This is a genomic window from Pseudomonas sp. KH_024_B2 (assembly GCF_057839965.1).
This window is the reverse complement of sequence record NZ_CM174502.1, coordinates 4,435,577-4,454,475: the sequence shown is the minus strand read 5'-3', so window position 1 is coordinate 4,454,475 and position 18,899 is coordinate 4,435,577. Positions and strand designations below refer to the sequence as shown.

Below are 18,899 nucleotides of genomic sequence, written 5' to 3'. Positions count from 1 at the left end.
AATCTGACCCCGTACCCAAACAGCGCAAAGCGCATGAGGAAATCAACCATGACGACTTTCAAAAAACTGATTCTGGCCTTCACTGTTCTCGGCGCCAGCGCCATGGTCCAGGCCGCTGATAGCAACTTTGCCAGCCTGACCCTGGGCCAGACCAGCGACAAGGTGAAAAAATCCAGCCAGCTCAACAGCAACCTGGACCGTCCCAATTCCGACGGAGTGATTGGCAAAGACACCACTTGGGGGCTGCGCCTCGGCCAGCAGAGTGACCAGGCCCGTTACTATGGCACTTACGACAACGTTTCCGGCTCCCACAACGGCATCAAACTGCGCCAGGAAAACCTCTTGGGCAGTTACGATATGTTCTTGCCGGTGACCAGCAGCACCAAGCTGTTCGGCGGTGGCACGGCCGGTCTGACCAAATTGACTCAGGAATCCCCAGGTTATAGCCGTGACAGCGACATCGGTTATGCGGTGGGCGTGCAGACCGGTGTGTTGCAGCAAGTTACGCAGAACACTTCGGTTGAACTGGGTTACCGTTATCTGCGCAGCAATGCCGGCACCGAGATGAGTGACCGCGGTGGCAGCAAACAGGGTTCGCTGAGCCTGACCAGCAGCGCACAAACCTATCTGTCCGCCAACTACGCTTTCTGAGGTCTGCTGGTTTTGACCGGCGCCGGATCTACCTAAAGGAGATCCGGTGTCGCCGTGTAAGCGATCAGGGCGCGAGAGGCGCCCCTGGAGAGTCGATTTTGCCTGGGAGAGCTGTATGAAACTGCTGGTCGTCGAAGATGAGGCGCTTCTGCGCCATCACTTGCAAACCCGGCTCACGGACAGCGGTCATGTGGTCGAGGCCGTGGCCAATGCCGAAGAGGCGTTGTACCAGTCCGGGCAGTTCAATCATGATCTGGCGGTGATCGACCTCGGCCTGCCGGGCATGGGCGGCCTCGATCTGATTCGCCAGCTGCGCTCGCAAGGCAAGACGTTTCCGATTCTGATCCTCACCGCCCGTGGTAACTGGCAGGACAAAGTCGAAGGGCTGGCTGCCGGTGCCGATGACTATGTGGTCAAACCCTTCCAGTTCGAAGAGCTGGATGCACGGTTGAATGCCTTGTTGCGTCGTTCCAGCGGGTTTACCCAGTCGACCATCATCGCCGGGCCCTTGCTGCTTGATCTGAATCGCAAGCAGGCATCCCTCGATGAACAGCCGCTGGCCTTGACCGCCTATGAGTATCGGATCCTCGAGTACCTGATGCGCCATCACCAACAGGTGGTGGCCAAGGACCGTTTGATGGAGCAACTCTATCCGGATGACGACGAGCGTGATCCAAATGTGATCGAGGTCCTGGTCGGGCGCTTGCGACGTAAACTGGAAGGGCCGGCCGGGTTCAAGCCGATCGACACCGTGCGCGGCATGGGTTACTTGTTCAACGAGCACTGCCGGTGATTCGTTCGTTACGTTTGCGCTTGATGCTGGCTGCGACGACTCTGGCCGTGCTGTTCATGCTGGCACTGTTGCCGGCGATGCAGGGGGCGTTCAGTCTGGCGTTGCAGGATTCCATCGAGCAGCGCCTGGCCTCGGATGTGACCACGCTGATTTCTGCGGCACGGGTCGAGAACAACCGCTTGTTGATGCCGACGCAGTTGCCGGATGAGCGCTTCAACCTCACCGACAGCCGTTTGCTCGGTTACATCTACGACCGCGAAGGGCATCTGGTGTGGCGCTCGAAGGCGACCCGGGAAGAAAACATCGACTACATGCCGCGTTACGACGGGCGGGGCAATGAGTTCTCACGGTTTAGCGAGGCTAATGGCCAGGAATTCTTCGTCTATGACGTCGAGGTCAAGTTGCTCGGCGGCCAAAGCGCGGCGTTCAGTATTGTCGCCCTGCAACCGGTGCGTGAGTATCAGCGAACCCTGGAAGGACTGCGGGAAAACCTCTATCTGGGTTTCGGTGCCGCGCTATTGGTGTTGCTGGCGTTACTCTGGATTGGTCTGACCTGGGGCTTGCAGGCGTTGCGGCGCTTGAGCCAGGAACTGGACCAGATCGAAGGCGGCACCCGCGAAAGCCTCAGCGAAGAACACCCCCGTGAACTGCTGCGATTGACCGGTTCGTTGAACCGCTTGCTGCACGGCGAACGCGAGCAGCGCAGTCGTTATCGTGATTCTCTGGATGATCTGGCCCACAGCTTGAAAACCCCGTTGACGGTCTTGCAAGGGGTGAGCGAGGACATGGCTCAGCGGCCGCAGGACCGGGAACAGGCCTGGGTGCTGCAAACCCAGATCGAACGCATGAGTCAGCAGATCGGCTATCAATTGCAGCGCGCCAGCCTGCGTAAAAGTGGTCTGGTTCGCCATCAGGTCCGGCTGCAGCCGGTGCTGCAAAGTCTGTGCGAGACGCTGGACAAGGTCTATCGCGATAAACAGGTGCGGGTGTCTTTTGATCTGCCAGAGCACTGTTATGTGCCCATCGAACAGGGTGCCTTGCTTGAGATGATGGGTAATCTGCTGGAAAACGCCTATCGCCTGTGTTTGAGCGAAGTGTGCATCAGTGTGCGGGAAACCTTGAGTGGTATCGAGTTGTGTGTGGAAGATGACGGCCCCGGCGTACCGCCGGATCAGCGTGCGCGGATTCTGCAGCGTGGTGAACGCCTGGATCGCCAGCATCCGGGGCAGGGCATCGGACTGGCGGTGGTCAAGGACATCATCGAAAGCTACGGCGCTCAGTTGACGCTGGATGATTCGACGCTAGGCGGGGCGGCATTCAGGATTCACTTTCTGGTGGCTTGAGTTTCCGCTCTATTCGAGTCGCTGGAAGTTTATGTTGGTTTCGCTGGCCCTATCGCGAGCAAGCTCGCTCCCACACTTGACCGAGTCAGCCGCAGAGTTTTCGGCCGACTTCGATCTACTGTGGGAGCGAGCCTGCTCGCGATGAGGCCAGCCAAAGCACCCAAAAAATCAAACCTGTGTATTCAATTCTCTTGCGCACGATAGGCCCCTGGCGTCAGCCCTGTCCATTTCTTGAAGGCCCGGTGAAACGCCGAAGGCTCGGAAAAACCGAGCTGTTCGGCAATCTGTTGCAACGACAGGTCGGCACGCCCCAAATGGTAAATCGCGATGTCCCTGCGCAACTGATCCTTCAATTCCTGAAAGCTCGTTCCCTCTTCACGCAAATGCCGACGCAATGTTTGCGGGCTGATATGCAGATGTGCAGCCACGGCTTCAAGATCAGGCCAGCGTGAGCTGTCACGGCTGAGCAGACGCCGTAACTGGCAGCTCGTGCTGTCGCCGTCATCCGGTCGCGACAGCAGATCGGCTGGCGAGCGCTCGAGAAAGTGCTTGAGGGTTCGCTCGTCCTGCAGCAGCGGCATGCTCAGGTAGCGACTGTGGAACAACAGGCTGCTGTTCTCGGTCGAGAATAGGTGAGGACAGGGGAACAGCAGATCGTATTCGGCCGCATGCGCAGGTTTGGCGTAGCTGAAGGTGGCTTGCTCCAGGCGAATGCGCTGGCCAATCAGCCAACTGCCCAGTCGATGCCAGATCACCAGCAGGCATTCGCTGAGAAAGTGATCCGGGTCCCAAAGCTGCGAATCGTCCAGGCTCAGGCGGGCCATTTCACCCTCGCGGGTCAGGCTCAGACGTGGAGCGTCGGGGAACAGGCTGTAAAACAATAAGCCGCGACTGAGGGCTTTCTCCAGGTTGCGGCAGTGAATCAAGGCGTGGCACATCATGGCAAAGGTGCCGCGTTTGCTGGGGCCATGGCCAAACCCCAGGTATTCGTCATCCAGTGCCTGCCAGAGCAATTGCAACAGGCCAGTGAATTGCTCGGGTGTGAGGCGCGCCCTGGGTTCGTCCAGCAACTCTGCGCTGATGCCTAGCTGTTGCAGCAGGCCCGAATAGTCGAAGCCTTGCCTGCGTGCTCCACCGAGGGCAGCACGGGCGAAATGACTGGCAATGGTACGTTCGCGCATGAAGGTAGATCCGTCCACTAAGGAGCGGATGTTAGCCATGCGCCCGGCAAATGGACAAGGCGGATATCCGCCAAATTGTAGGGCGATGGTCTTTCGATGGGCGGATATCCGCCATCTCGATCGAGCGAAATGTTCCGGCAAGTGACTACTGAGCCCCTCTATCTAAGGGCTTTCAGGCGATTCAGGCAAGGTGGCACGGGCTTTGCGATAGAGGAGATAGAACTGCCAGCGTGCAGCTCGCCAAAAAACAAATCCCTCCGGTGCAGGAGGGTTCGCACTGTAGGTGTCGTGGGCGTCAGATGAATGATTGCCGGGCGACACTCATGAGGAACTCTGCAATGACGACTCGTCAGCCACTGTACAAATCCCTGTATTTCCAGGTGATCGTTGCCATCGCTATCGGCATTCTGCTCGGCCACTTCTACCCTCAGACCGGCGTGGCGCTCAAGCCGCTGGGTGACGGGTTCATCAAACTGATCAAAATGGTCATCGCACCGATCATCTTCTGCACAGTCGTCAGCGGTATCGCCGGCATGCAGAACATGAAGTCGGTCGGCAAAACCGGTGGCTATGCGCTGCTGTACTTCGAAATCGTCTCCACCATTGCCTTGCTGATCGGCCTGGTCGTGGTCAACGTCGTGCAACCGGGCGCCGGCATGCACATCGACGTGTCGACCCTGGATACCAGCAAAATCGCTGGCTTCATCTCGGCCGGTAAAGACCAGAGCATCATCGCCTTTATCCTCAACGTGATCCCGAACACCATCGTCGGCGCCTTCGCCAACGGCGATATCCTGCAAGTGCTGATGTTCTCGGTGATCTTCGGTTTCGCCCTGCATCGTCTGGGTGCCTATGGCAAGCCGGTGCTGGACTTCATCGATCGTTTCGCCCACGTGATGTTCAACATCATCAACATGATCATGAAGCTCGCTCCAGTCGGTGCGTTCGGTGCGATGGCCTTCACCATCGGTGCCTACGGTGTCGGTTCGCTGGTTCAACTCGGTCAGTTGATGATCTGCTTCTACATCACCTGCATCCTGTTCGTGGTCGTCGTACTGGGCGCCATCTGCCGTGCACACGGTTTCAGCGTAATCAAATTGATCCGCTACATCCGTGAAGAACTGCTGATCGTACTGGGCACTTCCTCGTCGGAATCGGCTCTGCCACGCATGCTGATCAAAATGGAACGCCTGGGTGCGCAGAAATCGGTAGTGGGTCTGGTGATCCCGACCGGTTACTCCTTCAACCTCGACGGTACTTCGATCTACCTGACCATGGCCGCCGTGTTCATCGCTCAGGCGACTGACACCCCAATGGACCTCACTGCCCAGATCACCTTGCTGCTGGTGCTGCTGTTGTCCTCCAAGGGTGCCGCCGGTGTGACCGGTAGTGGCTTCATCGTGTTGGCTGCCACCCTGTCCGCCGTTGGCTCCCTGCCGGTTGCCGGTCTGGCGCTGATCCTCGGCATCGACCGCTTCATGTCTGAAGCCCGTGCTTTGACCAACCTGGTGGGTAACGCGGTTGCGACCCTGGTTGTGGCCAAGTGGGTCAAGGAACTGGACGAAGACAAGCTGCAGGTCGAGCTGGCTTCCGGTGGTCGTGGTATTTCCGACACCCGTGAAGAAGACGATCTGGGCGTAGCTGAAGGTCCGGCTCCAGCGTCCGTCAAGTAAGACTGTGCTGTCATGAAAAACCCGCTTCGGCGGGTTTTTTCATGCTCGGGATTTGAGCGCAACGGTCAGTCCGGCTGATGCTTGCGGTGATTGCCGAGGGCTTGTCAGCTGCCTACTCTGGAGGCAATCGGTCTGGATTATGGAGCGCTCATGCAAGGTCCTCTGGCATCACTCAAAGTACTGGATTTCTCCACCTTGCTGCCGGGGCCGTTTGCCTCGTTGTTGCTGGCGGACATGGGCGCGGAGGTCTTGCGTATCGAGTCGCCGACCCGCATGGACTTGCTGCGGGTGTTGCCGCCCCATGATCAGGGCGTATCCGCCAGCCACGCTTACCTCAACCGCAACAAACGCAGCCTGGCGCTGGACCTCAAACAGCCGGCCGCGCTGGAGGTGGTCAAGCAGCTGGTGCAGGACTACGACATTGTTCTGGAGCAGTTTCGTCCCGGGGTCATGGAGCGTCTGGGGTTGGGCTACGAGGCCTTGAAGGCGATCAACCCTAAGCTGATTTACGTTTCGATCACCGGCTATGGTCAAACCGGACCGTACAAGGATCGCGCCGGCCATGACATCAACTACCTGGCCCTGGCCGGGCTGGCCAGCTATACCGGGCGCCAGGACAGCGGACCGTTGCCGCTGGGGATTCAAGCAGCGGACATTGCCGGCGGGTCGCTGCACGGGGTGATTGGCCTGCTGGCGGCAGTGATAGCCCGCCAGCACAGCGGGCAAGGTCAACACCTGGACGTGAGTATGACCGACTGCGCCTTCAGTCTTAATGCCATGGCCGGTGCCGGCTATCTGGCCTGTGGTGTCGAGCCCGATCGGGAAAACCAGATGCTCAACGGCGGCAGCTTCTACGACTATTACCGCACTCGTGACGGTCGCTGGTTGTCGGTGGGCAGCCTTGAACCGGTGTTTATGCAACAGCTCTGCACGACCTTGGGCCGCCCGGAACTGGCAGCACATGGTTTGTCGCCCGAGCCTGAACAGCAGCGTGCGCTCAAACTGGAGCTGCAGATCGAGTTCGAGAAGCATGATTTTGCCTGGCTGTGCGAGCTGTTCGCCAACGTCGATGCCTGCGTCGAACCGGTGCTCGGTCTGGCCGAAGCCGTCAGGCATCCGCAGTTGAAAGCGCGGGAGCTGGTCAGCCAGGTGCCTCGGGACGACGGCAGTACCCAGCCGCAGATGGCCTGCCCGCTGAAGTTTTCCGGCGGATTGCCTGAACCTCGGCATATCGGCGCGGCGCTGGGGGCGCATACCGATGAGGTGTTGAAGGAGTTGGGGTACAGCGTGCAGCGGATTGAAGAGCTGCGTGGTGCCAAGGTCATTGGTTAGCGCCCACAAGATCTTTCGCGAGCAAGTCGGATCGCCGCACCGCCGCTCCCACAGTTGATCGCGTACCCCCCCTGTGGGAGCGGGCTTGCCCGCGAAGGCGTCCGTGTGGCCACCAAGAATCTCGACCAGAAATCGAAACCCTCACTCCACCCGCATTTCCCCACTGAACACCAGCGTATGCCGACACCGCCGGCACAAATAACGTCGTCCCTGCTTGACCAGGCTATGGCGCTGGGCCGAGAACGGGAAATCGCTGTCAGCGCAAGGACAGCGGTAGATATAACGGGTCACGTTGCGGCGTTTGATTGCATAGGTGTGGCAGCGGTTTGGCGGCAGTTCGTACACGCCACGCATGATCAATTGCCACTCTTCACCATGGGGTTGAATACGTTCGCCGAACAATTGGTGGGCGATCAGGTGCGCGACTTCGTGGGGTACGGTCTGCTTGAGGAAGTCTTCGCTGTTTTCCCGGTACAACTGCGGATTGAAGCGCAGCAGGTTTTCGTGCAAATGCGCGACGCCAGCTTTCTGGCCACGCAACTTGAAGCTGACTACGGGGCGTTTGAAAGGTCGCTTGAAAAAGGATTCGGCTTGTTGGAAACAGTCTTCGACGCGGGTATTGAGTTGCTCGGGCATGCTGTACGGATCTCCAGAGATGCGAGTATGCCGCAAACCTCGCGCAATCCGAATCGGTCAGGCGCTCAATGGTCATTGCGCTCATTAGAAGGCCGCCTTGCGGCGGCCTGTGTTGGCAGATTTTTGTTTGTTATAGACGGCGTCAGTTGGTATAGACAGGGCCGACGCCCAGGCCCCAGACGATCACGGTGAAGGCCATGATCGCAACCAGCACGACCAGCCCTACGGCCAGCACCGAGCTTGAGAACAGAAAACCCTCATCCGATGGAATGTTCATGAAGGTCGGCAAGCCCACATACAGCAGGTATACCGTGTAACAGATGGCGGCAGTACCGACGATCATTCCCAGCCACATGTGTGGATACAGTGCCGCAAGACCTCCAATAAATAGTGGTGTAGCGGTGTAGGTGGCGAACGCGACACAGCGGGCCAGACTTGGGGTGGCGTCATAGGTACGCGCCATCCAGTGAACGAAGGCGCCCATCACGGCCACGCCGCCGAGCATGGCCAGGTAGGACATGATCGTCATCCACAGTGCGCTTTCTTGAGTCAGCATGACCGGAGCGCGGCTGCCGATGACCCAGCCGACCTGAGTGGTACCGATAAAAGCTGAAACCGCTGGAATCGCCGCGAGAATCAGCGTGTGAGTGAGATACATGTGGCTGATGCTTTCCTCTGCGTCGCCACGGATTTCTCGCCATTCTTGATCGGGGTGGGTGAAGAGCCCCACGACGTGGTGGATCATAGTCAGTCACTCCTTTCGTTATTGCCATCGCCCCCCAGCGGAGCGCCTACGGGCCAAGCGGCCTTAATAAGTAAAGGTCTATAAGTGTGCGACCTTATGTCGCAGTATAGAAAGTAGTTGCCTGCAACGGTACGGCCCTTTAGAGCAAATCGCGCTGTAAAAGCGGCTGGTAATCGCGTCATCGTCTGTATGCATAACCCCAGTGGCGAGGGAGCTTGCTCCCGCTGGAGCGCGAAGCGGTCCTAAAACCAGGCAACCGGTTCTTTCAGTTAGAACCCAGTGACCGATTTACGACTGCTTCGCAGCCGAGCGGGAGCAAGCTCCCTCGCCACAAGGGGCGCATTGCACTGCTCCTGAGGTCTTCGCCGTCACACGCTTTATGGGTAAAATACCTGGCTTTTCGTCACACACCTTCGCGGATTTCAGCGCCATGGGCACTCTTACGGTCAACCAGAACAAACTGCAGAAACGCCTTCGTCGGCAGGCTGGTGAAGCCATCGCCGATTTCAACATGATCGAAGAGGGCGATAAGGTCATGGTCTGCCTGTCCGGCGGCAAGGACAGCTACACCCTGCTCGACGTGCTGATGCACCTGCAGAAGGTTGCACCGATCAAGTTCGACATCGTTGCGGTGAACATGGACCAGAAGCAGCCGGGTTTTCCCGAACATGTGCTGCCGGCCTATTTGAAGTCCTTGGGTGTGGAATATCACATCGTCGAAAAAGACACCTATTCGGTGGTCAAGGAACTGATTCCTGAAGGCAAGACTACCTGCTCGCTGTGCTCGCGCCTGCGCCGTGGCACCTTGTACACCTTTGCCGACGAAATCGGCGCGACCAAAATGGCCCTCGGTCATCATCGTGATGACATCGTCGAAACCTTCTTCCTCAACATGTTCTACAACGGCTCGCTCAAGGCCATGCCGCCCAAGCTGCGTGCCGATGACGGTCGCAATGTGGTGATCCGGCCACTGGCGTACTGCAACGAGAAAGACATCCAGGCGTATTCCGACTTCAAGCAGTTTCCGATCATCCCATGCAACCTCTGTGGTTCTCAGGAGAACCTGCAACGTCAGGTGGTCAAGGAAATGCTCCAGGAATGGGACCGCAGGACCCCGGGCCGGACTGAAAGCATCTTCCGCAGCCTGCAGAACGTCATTCCGTCGCAGCTGGCGGACCGCAACCTGTTCGACTTCACCAGCTTGCGGATCGACGAAACGGCCGCCTCGCGTTTCGTCAATGTGGTGAATCTCTGATTCATCCCGCAATTCTGTGTTTGCGATTCACGGCGCTCCATCGAGCGCCGTTTCTGTTTGTCATTTAGGAGAGGGCATGCGCGATTACAAGTGGCTGCACGAATACTGTCTGAACCGTTTCGGTTCGGCGGCCGAACTGGAAGCCCATCTGCCCGTCCCCAAAACCCCGGAACAATTGCGCGAGATCAGCGATGACCGTTACCTGTCGACTTTGGCGTTGCGGGTATTTCGCGCCGGGCTCAAGCACAGCCTGGTGGACGCCAAATGGCCGGCATTCGAAGAAGTGTTCTTTGGTTTCGATCCGGAAAAAGTCGTGCTGATGGGCGCCGAACACCTTGAGCGGCTGATGCAGGACGCGCGAATCATCCGCCACCTGGGCAAGCTCAAGAGCGTGCCGCGTAATGCGCAGTTGGTGCTGGATGTGGCGAAAGAGAGAGGTAGTTTCGGCGCACTGATTGCCGATTGGCCGGTGACCGATATCGTTGGCCTGTGGAAGTACCTGGCCAAACACGGTCATCAATTGGGTGGCTTGTCGGCACCGCGCTTTCTGCGAATGATCGGCAAGGATACCTTCGTGCCGAGCTACGACGTAGTCGCGGCGCTGAATGCGCAGAAGATCGTCGACAAAGTGCCGACCAGCCTGCGGGATCTGGCCATTGTGCAAAATGCTTTCAATCAGTGGCACGCCGAGAGCGGCGGCCGGCCGATGTGTCAGATCTCGATGATGCTGGCGTACACAGTGAATCATTGAGACCGGGGTGATCCCATCGCGAGCAAGCTCGCTCCCACATCTATGGTTACCCCCTTTTCTGCAATACTGTTTTTGATGGGTGTTTGGCTTGCTTTCATCTATCCGGCGTCTGAGTGGGGCTGTGGCCCCGCGCCTCGATGAGAATCGATGCCCGACGATCCTAATTACTAGAACGGCCTTTCAGCCGTGTGGGAGCTCAGGGTTGTCGTCAGGCCGGTTTGCCGTTCACGTCATCTGTTATCCAGCATCGCAAAACCAGGTGGGTGGTGCTCGGGTGACAGCAGGGTCAGGCGTTCATCGCGGTTGGCCCTGCATCGAATTCAGTGTGGTGGGCCGCAATCGCCCAGGCGATCCTCGCCAGCTTGTTGGCCAGCGCGCAGACCACATGGTTGGAGTGATGGCGGGCCAATAGCTGCCGGACCCAGTCCGCCAGCCGGCCTTTCTGTCGGTCCAGCTGTATCAAGTAAACACGGGCGCACTGGATCAGCAGGCGCCGCTGGTTCCGATCACCGCGCTTGCTGATGCCCAACAGTACGGTCTTGTCGCCGGTGGAATGCTGTTTGGGCACCAGCCCGATCGAGGCCGAATAGCCTCGACCGCATTTGAACTGTTTGCCATCGCCCAACTCGGCAGCCAGGACGGTGGAGGTGATCGGACCGACACAGGGCATGGTCATCAAACGAGTCGCCAGATCATCTTCAGCGGCCTGGCACTCCACGTCCTTGTCCTGTTCCTTGACCTGCTCATCCAGATAGTTGAAGTGCTTATGCAGCTTCATCAGAATTTTTTTGAAGCGTTCAGAAAGTGAACTCGCCTCCAGCAGCGCCGGAAGCTCTTTGATGGATTTGAAGCCTGGGGCCAGGCTGACGCCCACCTCCAGAAGGGCGGCGTGAATCCGGTTGACGGTAGCGGTGCGGTCTTCGATGAACGAATCGCGTGTCGAGTTGAGCATGGCCAGCGCCTGCTGAGCTGGGGTTTTGGGGTGCACAAAGCGCATCGTTGGACGAGTCGCCGCCTCGCAGATTGCCTCGGCATCAGCGAAGTCGTTCTTGTTGCTTTTCACGTAAGGACGCACGAGATGAGGGGCAATGAGCTTGGGCGTATGTCCCAGCTTTGCCACCTCCTGCGCCATGAAGTGGGCTCCGCCACAGGCTTCCATCACGATGGTGCAGGGTTCGAGGTTCGCCAGGTGTTGAATGAGCGCCACTCGGTTAAACTTTTTGCGGTAAAGCTCATGACCACGATCATCTTGCGCATGCAGATGAAAGGTGTGTTTTCCCAGGTCGATGGCGGCAATAGCTACTTTGTTCATGGCAACGGTCTCCGATGAGCCCCCTGCGAAAGCTTAGTGGGCGATCGCAAGGGGCGGCGGGGGTAGCCATTTCATTACTGGATCTCCTGTAGACACACTACTTGTGAACACCAGGGATCAAATGTGGGAGCGAGCTTGCTCGCGATGGCGTCATATCAGGCGACACATCTCTGTCAGGCTGGAACCTCACCTTCCCCCGCCAACCTGCGATTGAGCTGAAACCGCCAGCGCACATACAGCAACGCGCTGCAGAACACCGCCAGGCTCGCGGCCATTTCCAGCAGGCCGAACATCTGTCGGTTGGGGTCGTAGGCGGCCAGTGCGCCCTTGATGAAATACAAATTCACCACAAAACACATCCACGAATGCCCGCGGGCGCTGCCGCTGAGCATGCCCGGCGCCAGCACAAGCAAAGGCACCAGTTCGATCAGCAGGATCACCCATGGCCGTGCGCCATGCAGGTCGGCGACGATCAGGTAATAGGCGCACAGCAGGCCGATCAAGCCGAGAAAGCAGATCAGGCTGAGTACGCGAGCTACCCGCACACGGGGCTCCAGCCACTCGATCGACGGCAGGATCTTGGGCTTTTTAGCCACGGTTGCTCTCCAGTTGCAGGGCGGTTTTCGCCAGACGCAGGCCCAGTGCCCGACACAGTGCCACTTCGTGTTCGTTCAACGGGCTTTTGCCATCGGCCCCGGCGTGATGGCTGGCGCCGTAAGGGGTGCCGCCGCCGCGGGTTTCCAGCAGCGCCGATTCGCTGTAGGGCAGGCCGGTGATCAGCATGCCGTGGTGCAGCAACGGCAGCATCATCGACAACAAGGTGGTTTCCTGACCGCCGTGCAGGCTGGCGGTGGAGGTGAAGACACCGGCCGGTTTGCCGACCAGAGCACCGGTCAGCCACAGGTTGCTGGTGCCATCGAGGAAGTACTTCAACGGCGCGGCCATGTTGCCGAAGCGGGTCGGGCTGCCGAGGGCCAGGCCCGAGCAGTTTTTCAGGTCGTCGAGGCTGGCGTACAAAGCGCCTTCTTCGGGGATGCTCGGCGCTACCGCTTCGCATTCGGCGGAGATCGCCGGCACCGTGCGCAAGCGTGCTTCCAGACCGCCTTGCTCGATACCTCGGGCAATCTGCCGGGCCATTTCATTGGTCGAACCGCTGCGGCTGTAATACAGAACCAGAATGTACGGAGTGCTCACGCAAGGATCTCCAGCACTTTCTCCGGCGGACGGCCGATGATGGCTTTGTCGCCGACTTGCAGAATCGGCCGTTCGATGAGTTTCGGGTGCGCGGCCATGGCGGCGATCAATTGCGCCTCGCTCAGGCTGCTGTCTGCCAGGTTGAGGGTCCTGTACTCGTCTTCGCCGGTGCGCAGCAGCTGTCGGGCGCTGATGCCCAGTTTGCCCAGCAGGCTCTGCAATTGCGCGGCATCCAGCGGGGTTTCCAGGTAGCGCACTATGGTCGGGGCCAGGCCACGGGCTTCCAGAAGTTCCAGCGCACCGCGGGATTTCGAGCAGCGCGGGTTGTGATAAAGCGTCAGATCGGTCATGTGCGGGTCGCATCTTGCGTAAGGTGGCGGCTATTCTACCTGTGCGGCGCGCAGTCCTGAACCTTGGGAGGCGATGGGCCGCAGCCAAAGTGGATTCAGACCCGTTTTTTCAACAAGGAGCAAGACATGACAAGGCGACTGGCGGCGACATTGGCAATCATCACAACCTTGCTGCTCGGTGGCTGTGGCAATGACTATGGTGTCGATCAACTGGGCCGGAAAGTCGAGTCCGAGCGCCTGGACAAACAATGGCTGGTGCTCAATTACTGGGCCGAATGGTGTGGCCCGTGCCGGACCGAGATTCCCGAGTTGAATAGCCTGGCTGAACAGTTGCAGGACAAGTCGATCGGCGTGTTCGGGGTCAATTTCGACAATGTGCAGGGCGAGGAACTGAAAAAGGCCAGTGAAGCATTAGGGATCAAATACACCGTGTTGGCTCAGGATCCGGCCGATTATTTCGATTTGCCGCGCAGCGAGGCGCTGCCGGTGACCTACATCATCGATGACAAGGGCAAGGTGCGTGAGCAGTTGATGGGCGAGCAGACGGCGGCGGGGGTGATGGCGAAGCTGGCTGCGTTGCAGGCGAAGAATTGAGAATTCCGGGTGAGCGCCGAACCTTTGTGGCGAGGGAGCTTGCTCCCGCTCGGCTGCGAAGCAGTCGCAATCCAGCCGACGCCATATGCCTGACACAACGCGGTGACAGATTTTAGGGCCGCTGCGCGCCCCAGCGGGAGCAAGCTCCCTCGCCACAGCTAGCCCCGCCATAAAGGTCTGTGTTTAACCCTCTTCCAGCCACCAGCGCAGCGGCTTGCCTACTGCCGGCCAGAAACGCACTTGCTCGATCGGCGAAATGTCCCAGCGCTGCACGGTTTCCAGTGCTTGCAGGAAGCGTTTCTCTTGCTCCATCAGCGCCGGCGCGCACATTTTACGGGTGCTGCCGACCTTGCCGAAGCTGAGCTTGTCGCCATCCAGCGTGTAAGAGGCGAACCAGTGGTTGCAGCCGCCAGTGCCATAGGCCCGACCGTCTTCACCGAGGGTGATGGTCAGGTGGCTGCGGTCGATCAACGGACGTTCGCCGATCCACTCCAGAATGTAGCTGTGATCCTGTTGCAGCTTCACCGGTTCAGCGGCGCAACCCAACAGACCGGCACCGACCATCCCCATCATGGCCAGACGTTTCATCAGACGGGCCCCTGGCATTTGCGGCACAGGTGCTTCTCGCCTTCGCTGACCCAGCCGAGCTCGGCAATGCGCGCTGTGGCGGCAGGCTTTTGCGCCTTGTTGCCGAGTTTGGCGTCGACCGCAAACTCGAAGTTCAGCTCGGCCGAACAGCTGTCGCAGTTGACCTGCCAGGTGTGAATCGCCAGTTCACCGAACACCGGACCACGAGCCACGGCGACCCATTGGCCGATCGGGTTGATCAGGTGACGGACTTTTTCCACGGTCAGGCGCATGGACAAGTCCTTGCTGCCTTTCAAGGTGACTATCAGCACGTCGTCATTGCGTATCGAACCGCCGTTACCGGTGACTTGATAACGGCCTGGCATCAGGGCGCGGCATTCGATCAGGGTGTGTTGCGGGCTCATCAGGGTGTAGCGGAAATCGTGTTCGACCATGGGTCCTCCAAATATGGGCGGTATGCTAGCACGCGGAGGAATCGAGCATGGCCCAGGTGTGTGACCTTCGATCAGGCAGCCGACCCGTGGCTCAGCCTTCTACCTGATTCTGCGGTGTGCCCGCGGCCCACGCGGCAATGTTCTGCAAGGTGGTCGCGGCAATCGCAGCCAGAGCTTCGCGGGTCAGGAAGGCCTGGTGGGCGGTGACAATGACGTTAGGGAATGTCAGTAAGCGCGCCAGCACATCGTCTTGCAGCGGCAGGTCGGAGCGGTCCTCGAAGAATAGTTGAGCCTCTTCCTCATACACATCCAGACCCAAATAACCCAGTTGGCCGCTTTTCAGTGCGTCGATCAGCGCCGGTGTGTCCACCAGCCCGCCACGCCCGGTGTTGATCAGCATCGCGCCCGGCTGCATATGGGCCAGTGACTGACTGTTGATCAGGTGTTTGCTTTCGGTGGTCAGCGGGCAATGCAGGCTGATGATCTGCGCTTGCGCCAGCAGCTCCTGCAAACTCAGGTAACGCGCGCCGAGGGCTTTTACCTGCGGGTCGGGATACGGATCGTAAGCCAGCAGCTGACAGCCGAATCCGGCCATGATTTTGGCGAAGGTGGCGCCGATCTGCCCGGTGCCGACCACGCCGACAGTTTTGCCCACCAGATCGAAACCGGTCAGCCCGTGCAGACTGAAATCGCCTTCGCGGGTCCGGTTGTAGGCGCGGTGCAGGCGCCGGTTCAGCGCCAGAATCAATGCCACCGCATGTTCGGCCACCGCATGGGGCGAATAGGCCGGGACCCGGACGATGCTCAGGCCCAGGCGTTTGGCGGCGGGCAGGTCGACATGGTTGTAGCCGGCCGAGCGCAGGGCGATCAGCCGGGTACCGACGGCCGCCAATTGCTCAAGCACCGGTGCGCTGAGGTCGTCATTGATGAAGGCACAGACCACTTCGTGGTGTTCAGCCAGGGCCACCGTGTCCAGGCTCAGGCGCGCCGATTGAAACTGCAATTGGACACCGGCCGGCAGCCCGGCGTCGAGGAAGCTGTCGCGATCATAGGTCTGGCTGCTGAAGAGAATCGTGCGCATGGCGTCATCCTTGTTCGGGGTGCAATGAGCTTAACGCTCACCTGCATCACCGGTATTGCCGTGGGTCAGGCACTGATGCGGGCTTCGGTGGCCAGGCGGTTGATTGCCCGCTCCAGTTCATCCAGTGCGGCAAAGGCCTTTTGGTCTTCTTGCTTGAGCAGGGTTTCACTGCGCTGGCAGGCCGCGCGCAGTTGCGGTACACCGCAGTAGCGGGTGGCGCCGTGCAGGCGATGGACCCGTTCGATCAGCGCATTCTGGTCATTGGCTTCTCGAGCAACCCGGATGGCTTCACGGTCGGCCTCCAGAGACGCGAGCAACATCGCCAGCATATCGGCAGCCAGATCGGCTTTGCCGGCGGCCAGGCGCAGCCCTTCTTCAGGATCGAGCACCTGCAGCTCGAGGCCATTGCCGTAGGACTCACTGGCGCGCTCCGGTCCATGGTTACGCAGCGCCAGGCCGGTCCACTTCAACACCACCTGGGCCAGTTGGCGCTCACTGATGGGTTTGGTCAGATAGTCGTCCATCCCGCTTTGCAGCAGGGCGCGCTTTTCGTTGGCCATGGCATGGGCGGTCAGGGCGACGATTGGCAGCGGTGTGCTGTGTCGCTCGCTTTCCCACTGGCGAATCTCTTCGGTGGTCTGGCGGCCATCCATCCCGGGCATCTGCACGTCCATCAGGATCAGATCAAAGGCTTCTGTCTGCACGGACTTGACCGCGGCATAGCCGCTCTCGACCGCGAGCACCTTGGCCCCCATGTCTTCAAGCAGGGTTTGCACCAGCAACAGATTGGCCGGGTTGTCATCGACGCAGAGCACTTTCGGCGCACGGCTGGAGAGGGGTTCACCGGGATCGTTGCGCATCGGCCGCGGATTGATCAGGTCGGCCAGGGCGCGGCGCAGTTTGCGGGTGCAGGCCGGTTTGGCCTGCAATTGACTGTGGGGGTTGGGCACCGAGCGATGGAACAACGTCTGTTCGGTGGTGGGGCACAGCACCAGCACCTTGCAGCCCAAATGTTCGAGGTCCCAGATGTGCTGGTTGAGACGTTCGGGTGGCATGTCCTTGGTGGTGATGCCGAGCACCGCCAGGTCGATTGCCTGATCGGTCTGATGGGCGCCGGTGATGCCGTTGGTCAAGGCTTCCAGGGTATTGAACGGGGTGACTTCCAGGCCGCAGTCTTCCAGTTGGTGTTGTAACGCCTGGCGGGCCAGTTCGTGGTTCTCCAGCACGGCGACACGGCGGCCGAGCAGTGGCGCCGACGGCAGGTCTTCGGCATCGTCGCGGGTTTTCGGCAGGCTCAGGCTGATCCAGAACTCGGAACCTTCGCCGGGCGTGCTGTCGACGCCGATCTCGCCGCCCATCTGTTCGATCAGACGTTTGGATATCACCAGGCCCAGACCCGTACCGCCGGGTTGCCGGGACAGCGAGTTGTCGGCCTGGCTGAAGGCTTGAAACAGGGCGCGCACGTCCTGATTGGACAAGCCGATGCCGGTGTCCTGAATGCTGATGCGCAGTTGCACGCTGTCTTCACGCTCCTCTTCGAGCATGGCGCGGGCGACGATGGTGCCTTCGCGGGTGAACTTGATCGCGTTGCTCACCAGGTTAGTGAGGATCTGTTTGAGGCGCAGGGGATCGCCGACCAGTGACAGCGGTGTATCGCGATAGACCAGGCTCACCAGTTCAAGCTCTTTGGCGTGGGCCGCCGGGGCGAGGATGGTCAGGGTGTCCTGCAACAGATCGCGCAGGTTGAAGGGGATGCTGTCGAGTACCAGCTTGCCGGCCTCGATTTTCGAAAAGTCGAGAATCTCGTTGATGATCCCCAGCAAGCTGTCGGCGGATTTCTCGATGGTGCCCAGGTAGTCCAGCTGACGGGGAGTCAACTCACTTTTCTGCAACAAATGGGTGAAGCCGAGAATGCCATTGAGTGGCGTGCGGATTTCATGGCTCATGTTGGCCAGGAACTCGGATTTGATCCGGCTTGCTTCAAGCGCCTCTTTACGTGCCAGGTCCAGTTCGATGTTCTGGATTTCGATGGTCTCGAGGTTCTGCCGAACGTCTTCAGTGGCCTGGTCGATGCTCAGTTGCAATTCTTCCTGGGCATTTTGCAGGGTGCCAGCCATGCGGTTGATACCTGACGCCAGTTCATCCAGCTCCTGGCTGCCGAGCTCTGGCAAGCGGGTTTCGAGGTTGCCGTCCTTGAGTTGCGCAACGGCGTGTTGGATCAGATTGAGCGGCGTGTTGATGGTGCGACTGATGCGCAACGCCAACAGCGCCGTGCCGGCAAGGCCCACGAGGATCAACATCAGACTGGCGAACAGACTGCGGTAGCCACGCAGGAGCATGCCGCTGTGGGAAAGCTCGAGTTCGACCCAACCCAGCAGACGGTCGGTTTCCTCGGGGATCAGGTCGCCAGCGAGGTTGCGGTGCCGGCCGAATACCGGCAGCAGATAACGTGTCGCATCGCTGCCGGTACGTTGCAGCAGGCGGGTACCGTTACCTATCGGCGATTGATTGAGCATGCTCGGGCCGGCATGGGCCAGCAGGGTGCGGTCGGGCGCGAGAAAAGAGACGGCGCGAACATCCGTCTGCTCCAGGGATTGGGTTGCGATACGCTCCAGTAAATCGGCGTCGCTATGGGCCAATGCGGGAGCCACCAGTGGCGCCAGTTGCTCGGCGATCATCTCGCCACGTTGCAGGAGCTGGGTTTGCAGGTCGGACAGCTGCATCCACGTGAAATAGCCCCCCAGCACCAATGCCATCAAGCTGGTCGGCAACAAGGTCAGCAACAGCACGCGGCCTTTTATCCCCAGTTTTCTAAGCACGCAACTCTCCTGTTACCACGCTATTTCTTAATGGCAGACGAAAATGACAGACGAATGACTGACGCGCACCTCCGGCACGCGCCACCTGCGCAGTGTAGCCATTTGCATGCAGGCAATCTTTGTAAATTAATGCTTCCAGCCGCTTGCTGTGTAGGAGTCGAGCTTGC

At 59.4% G+C, this 18,899-nt stretch carries 19 protein-coding genes; 8 read left to right on the top strand and 11 right to left on the bottom strand.

Annotated elements, in window-relative coordinates:
• Positions 1 to 48: 48 nt before the first annotated feature.
• The 3 genes from AC3I0A_RS20830 to AC3I0A_RS20820 all read left to right on the top strand — a co-directional run bounded on the left by AC3I0A_RS20830 (position 49) and on the right by AC3I0A_RS20820 (position 2,787).
• Complete coding sequence (locus AC3I0A_RS20830) at positions 49 to 651, top strand: hypothetical protein (protein WP_489374311.1); 603 nt, start codon at positions 49 to 51, stop codon at positions 649 to 651.
• Positions 652 to 766: 115 nt separating this feature from the next.
• Entirely contained in the window at positions 767 to 1,444 is a 678-nt protein-coding gene (locus AC3I0A_RS20825) for a response regulator (protein ID WP_489374310.1), read from the top strand.
• Complete coding sequence (locus AC3I0A_RS20820) at positions 1,441 to 2,787, top strand: ATP-binding protein (RefSeq protein WP_489374308.1); 1,347 nt, start codon at positions 1,441 to 1,443, stop codon at positions 2,785 to 2,787. Before AC3I0A_RS20825 ends, AC3I0A_RS20820 begins: the two co-directional genes overlap by 4 nt.
• A 182-nt stretch (positions 2,788 to 2,969) precedes the next feature.
• On the opposite strand, the gene AC3I0A_RS20815 is transcribed toward AC3I0A_RS20820, so the two are convergent.
• Complete coding sequence (locus AC3I0A_RS20815) at positions 2,970 to 3,968, bottom strand: AraC family transcriptional regulator (protein WP_489374307.1); 999 nt, start codon at positions 3,966 to 3,968, stop codon at positions 2,970 to 2,972.
• 338 nt (positions 3,969 to 4,306) lie between these two features.
• Here AC3I0A_RS20815 and AC3I0A_RS20810 point away from each other — a divergent pair, with 338 nt between their 5' ends.
• Complete coding sequence (locus tag AC3I0A_RS20810) at positions 4,307 to 5,641, top strand: dicarboxylate/amino acid:cation symporter (RefSeq protein WP_489374305.1); 1,335 nt, start codon at positions 4,307 to 4,309, stop codon at positions 5,639 to 5,641.
• Between the two features lie 150 nt (positions 5,642 to 5,791).
• Positions 5,792 to 6,973: a CaiB/BaiF CoA transferase family protein gene (locus AC3I0A_RS20805; protein ID WP_489374303.1), complete on the top strand. Its 1,182-nt coding sequence runs from the start codon at positions 5,792 to 5,794 to the stop codon at positions 6,971 to 6,973.
• A gap of 141 nt (positions 6,974 to 7,114) precedes the next feature.
• Here the strand turns inward: AC3I0A_RS20805 and AC3I0A_RS20800 are convergent, their stop codons facing one another.
• On the bottom strand, positions 7,115 to 7,609 hold the full coding sequence (locus AC3I0A_RS20800; protein WP_489374302.1) for a SprT family zinc-dependent metalloprotease: 495 nt from the start codon (positions 7,607 to 7,609) through the stop codon (positions 7,115 to 7,117).
• 142 nt (positions 7,610 to 7,751) lie between these two features.
• The gene (locus AC3I0A_RS20795) at positions 7,752 to 8,354 is read right to left on the bottom strand and encodes a Yip1 family protein (RefSeq protein ID WP_489374301.1); all 603 of its coding nucleotides are present in this window, start codon (positions 8,352 to 8,354) and stop codon (positions 7,752 to 7,754) included.
• 430 nt (positions 8,355 to 8,784) lie between these two features.
• Here AC3I0A_RS20795 and ttcA point away from each other — a divergent pair, with 430 nt between their 5' ends.
• Positions 8,785 to 9,609, top strand: a complete 825-nt coding sequence (gene ttcA, locus AC3I0A_RS20790; RefSeq protein WP_489374299.1) for a tRNA 2-thiocytidine(32) synthetase TtcA — start codon at positions 8,785 to 8,787, stop codon at positions 9,607 to 9,609.
• A 76-nt stretch (positions 9,610 to 9,685) separates the two neighbouring features.
• The gene (locus AC3I0A_RS20785) at positions 9,686 to 10,360 is read left to right on the top strand and encodes a DNA-3-methyladenine glycosylase I (protein ID WP_489374298.1); all 675 of its coding nucleotides are present in this window, start codon (positions 9,686 to 9,688) and stop codon (positions 10,358 to 10,360) included.
• 286 nt (positions 10,361 to 10,646) lie between these two features.
• Here AC3I0A_RS20785 and AC3I0A_RS20780 read toward each other — a convergent pair whose 3' ends face one another.
• The 4 genes from AC3I0A_RS20780 to arsC all read right to left on the bottom strand — a co-directional run bounded on the left by AC3I0A_RS20780 (position 10,647) and on the right by arsC (position 13,216).
• Positions 10,647 to 11,672, bottom strand: a complete 1,026-nt coding sequence (locus AC3I0A_RS20780) for an IS110 family RNA-guided transposase (RefSeq protein ID WP_489374297.1) — start codon at positions 11,670 to 11,672, stop codon at positions 10,647 to 10,649.
• 173 nt (positions 11,673 to 11,845) lie between these two features.
• Positions 11,846 to 12,268 (bottom strand): DUF2069 domain-containing protein, encoded by a 423-nt coding sequence (locus AC3I0A_RS20775; protein WP_489374295.1) that lies wholly within the window; start codon positions 12,266 to 12,268, stop codon positions 11,846 to 11,848.
• A complete protein-coding gene (wrbA, locus tag AC3I0A_RS20770) occupies positions 12,261 to 12,866 on the bottom strand; it encodes an NAD(P)H:quinone oxidoreductase (RefSeq protein ID WP_489374293.1) in 606 nt (201 codons plus the stop codon). Before wrbA ends, AC3I0A_RS20775 begins: the two co-directional genes overlap by 8 nt.
• Entirely contained in the window at positions 12,863 to 13,216 is a 354-nt protein-coding gene (gene arsC / locus AC3I0A_RS20765; protein WP_489374292.1) for an arsenate reductase (glutaredoxin), read from the bottom strand. The genes wrbA and arsC overlap by 4 nt, the downstream gene beginning before the upstream one ends.
• A 126-nt stretch (positions 13,217 to 13,342) precedes the next feature.
• Here arsC and AC3I0A_RS20760 point away from each other — a divergent pair, with 126 nt between their 5' ends.
• The gene (locus AC3I0A_RS20760; protein ID WP_489374290.1) at positions 13,343 to 13,810 is read left to right on the top strand and encodes a TlpA family protein disulfide reductase; all 468 of its coding nucleotides are present in this window, start codon (positions 13,343 to 13,345) and stop codon (positions 13,808 to 13,810) included.
• Between the two features lie 183 nt (positions 13,811 to 13,993).
• Here the strand turns inward: AC3I0A_RS20760 and AC3I0A_RS20755 are convergent, their stop codons facing one another.
• The 4 genes from AC3I0A_RS20755 to AC3I0A_RS20740 form a co-directional block, all read right to left on the bottom strand.
• On the bottom strand, positions 13,994 to 14,398 hold the full coding sequence (locus AC3I0A_RS20755; RefSeq protein WP_489374288.1) for an META domain-containing protein: 405 nt from the start codon (positions 14,396 to 14,398) through the stop codon (positions 13,994 to 13,996).
• Positions 14,398 to 14,832, bottom strand: coding sequence for a hypothetical protein (locus AC3I0A_RS20750; protein ID WP_489374286.1), 435 nt, complete (start codon positions 14,830 to 14,832; stop codon positions 14,398 to 14,400). Before AC3I0A_RS20750 ends, AC3I0A_RS20755 begins: the two co-directional genes overlap by 1 nt.
• Positions 14,833 to 14,923: 91 nt before the next feature.
• The gene (locus tag AC3I0A_RS20745) at positions 14,924 to 15,913 is read right to left on the bottom strand and encodes a 2-hydroxyacid dehydrogenase (RefSeq protein ID WP_489374285.1); all 990 of its coding nucleotides are present in this window, start codon (positions 15,911 to 15,913) and stop codon (positions 14,924 to 14,926) included.
• Positions 15,914 to 15,978: 65 nt separating this feature from the next.
• Positions 15,979 to 18,732, bottom strand: coding sequence for a response regulator (locus tag AC3I0A_RS20740; RefSeq protein ID WP_489374284.1), 2,754 nt, complete (start codon positions 18,730 to 18,732; stop codon positions 15,979 to 15,981).
• Positions 18,733 to 18,899: the final 167 nt, after the last annotated feature.

Excerpts from the sequence above, each read along its gene's own strand:
- AC3I0A_RS20830 (WP_489374311.1), top strand. The coding sequence starts at position 49 with ATGACGACTTTCAAAAAACTGATTCTGGCCTTCACTGTTCTCGGCGCC.
- AC3I0A_RS20825 (WP_489374310.1), top strand. The coding sequence starts at position 767 with ATGAAACTGCTGGTCGTCGAAGATGAGGCGCTTCTGCGCCATCACTTG.
- AC3I0A_RS20815 (WP_489374307.1), bottom strand. The coding sequence starts at position 3,968 with ATGCGCGAACGTACCATTGCCAGTCATTTCGCCCGTGCTGCCCTCGGT.
- AC3I0A_RS20810 (WP_489374305.1), top strand. The coding sequence starts at position 4,307 with ATGACGACTCGTCAGCCACTGTACAAATCCCTGTATTTCCAGGTGATC.
- AC3I0A_RS20805 (WP_489374303.1), top strand. The coding sequence starts at position 5,792 with ATGCAAGGTCCTCTGGCATCACTCAAAGTACTGGATTTCTCCACCTTG.
- AC3I0A_RS20800 (WP_489374302.1), bottom strand. The coding sequence starts at position 7,609 with ATGCCCGAGCAACTCAATACCCGCGTCGAAGACTGTTTCCAACAAGCC.
- AC3I0A_RS20795 (WP_489374301.1), bottom strand. The coding sequence starts at position 8,354 with ATGATCCACCACGTCGTGGGGCTCTTCACCCACCCCGATCAAGAATGG.
- ttcA (WP_489374299.1), top strand. The coding sequence starts at position 8,785 with ATGGGCACTCTTACGGTCAACCAGAACAAACTGCAGAAACGCCTTCGT.
- AC3I0A_RS20785 (WP_489374298.1), top strand. The coding sequence starts at position 9,686 with ATGCGCGATTACAAGTGGCTGCACGAATACTGTCTGAACCGTTTCGGT.
- AC3I0A_RS20780 (WP_489374297.1), bottom strand. The coding sequence starts at position 11,672 with ATGAACAAAGTAGCTATTGCCGCCATCGACCTGGGAAAACACACCTTT.
- arsC (WP_489374292.1), bottom strand. The coding sequence starts at position 13,216 with ATGACCGATCTGACGCTTTATCACAACCCGCGCTGCTCGAAATCCCGC.
- AC3I0A_RS20760 (WP_489374290.1), top strand. The coding sequence starts at position 13,343 with ATGACAAGGCGACTGGCGGCGACATTGGCAATCATCACAACCTTGCTG.
- AC3I0A_RS20755 (WP_489374288.1), bottom strand. The coding sequence starts at position 14,398 with ATGAAACGTCTGGCCATGATGGGGATGGTCGGTGCCGGTCTGTTGGGT.
- AC3I0A_RS20750 (WP_489374286.1), bottom strand. The coding sequence starts at position 14,832 with ATGGTCGAACACGATTTCCGCTACACCCTGATGAGCCCGCAACACACC.
- AC3I0A_RS20745 (WP_489374285.1), bottom strand. The coding sequence starts at position 15,913 with ATGCGCACGATTCTCTTCAGCAGCCAGACCTATGATCGCGACAGCTTC.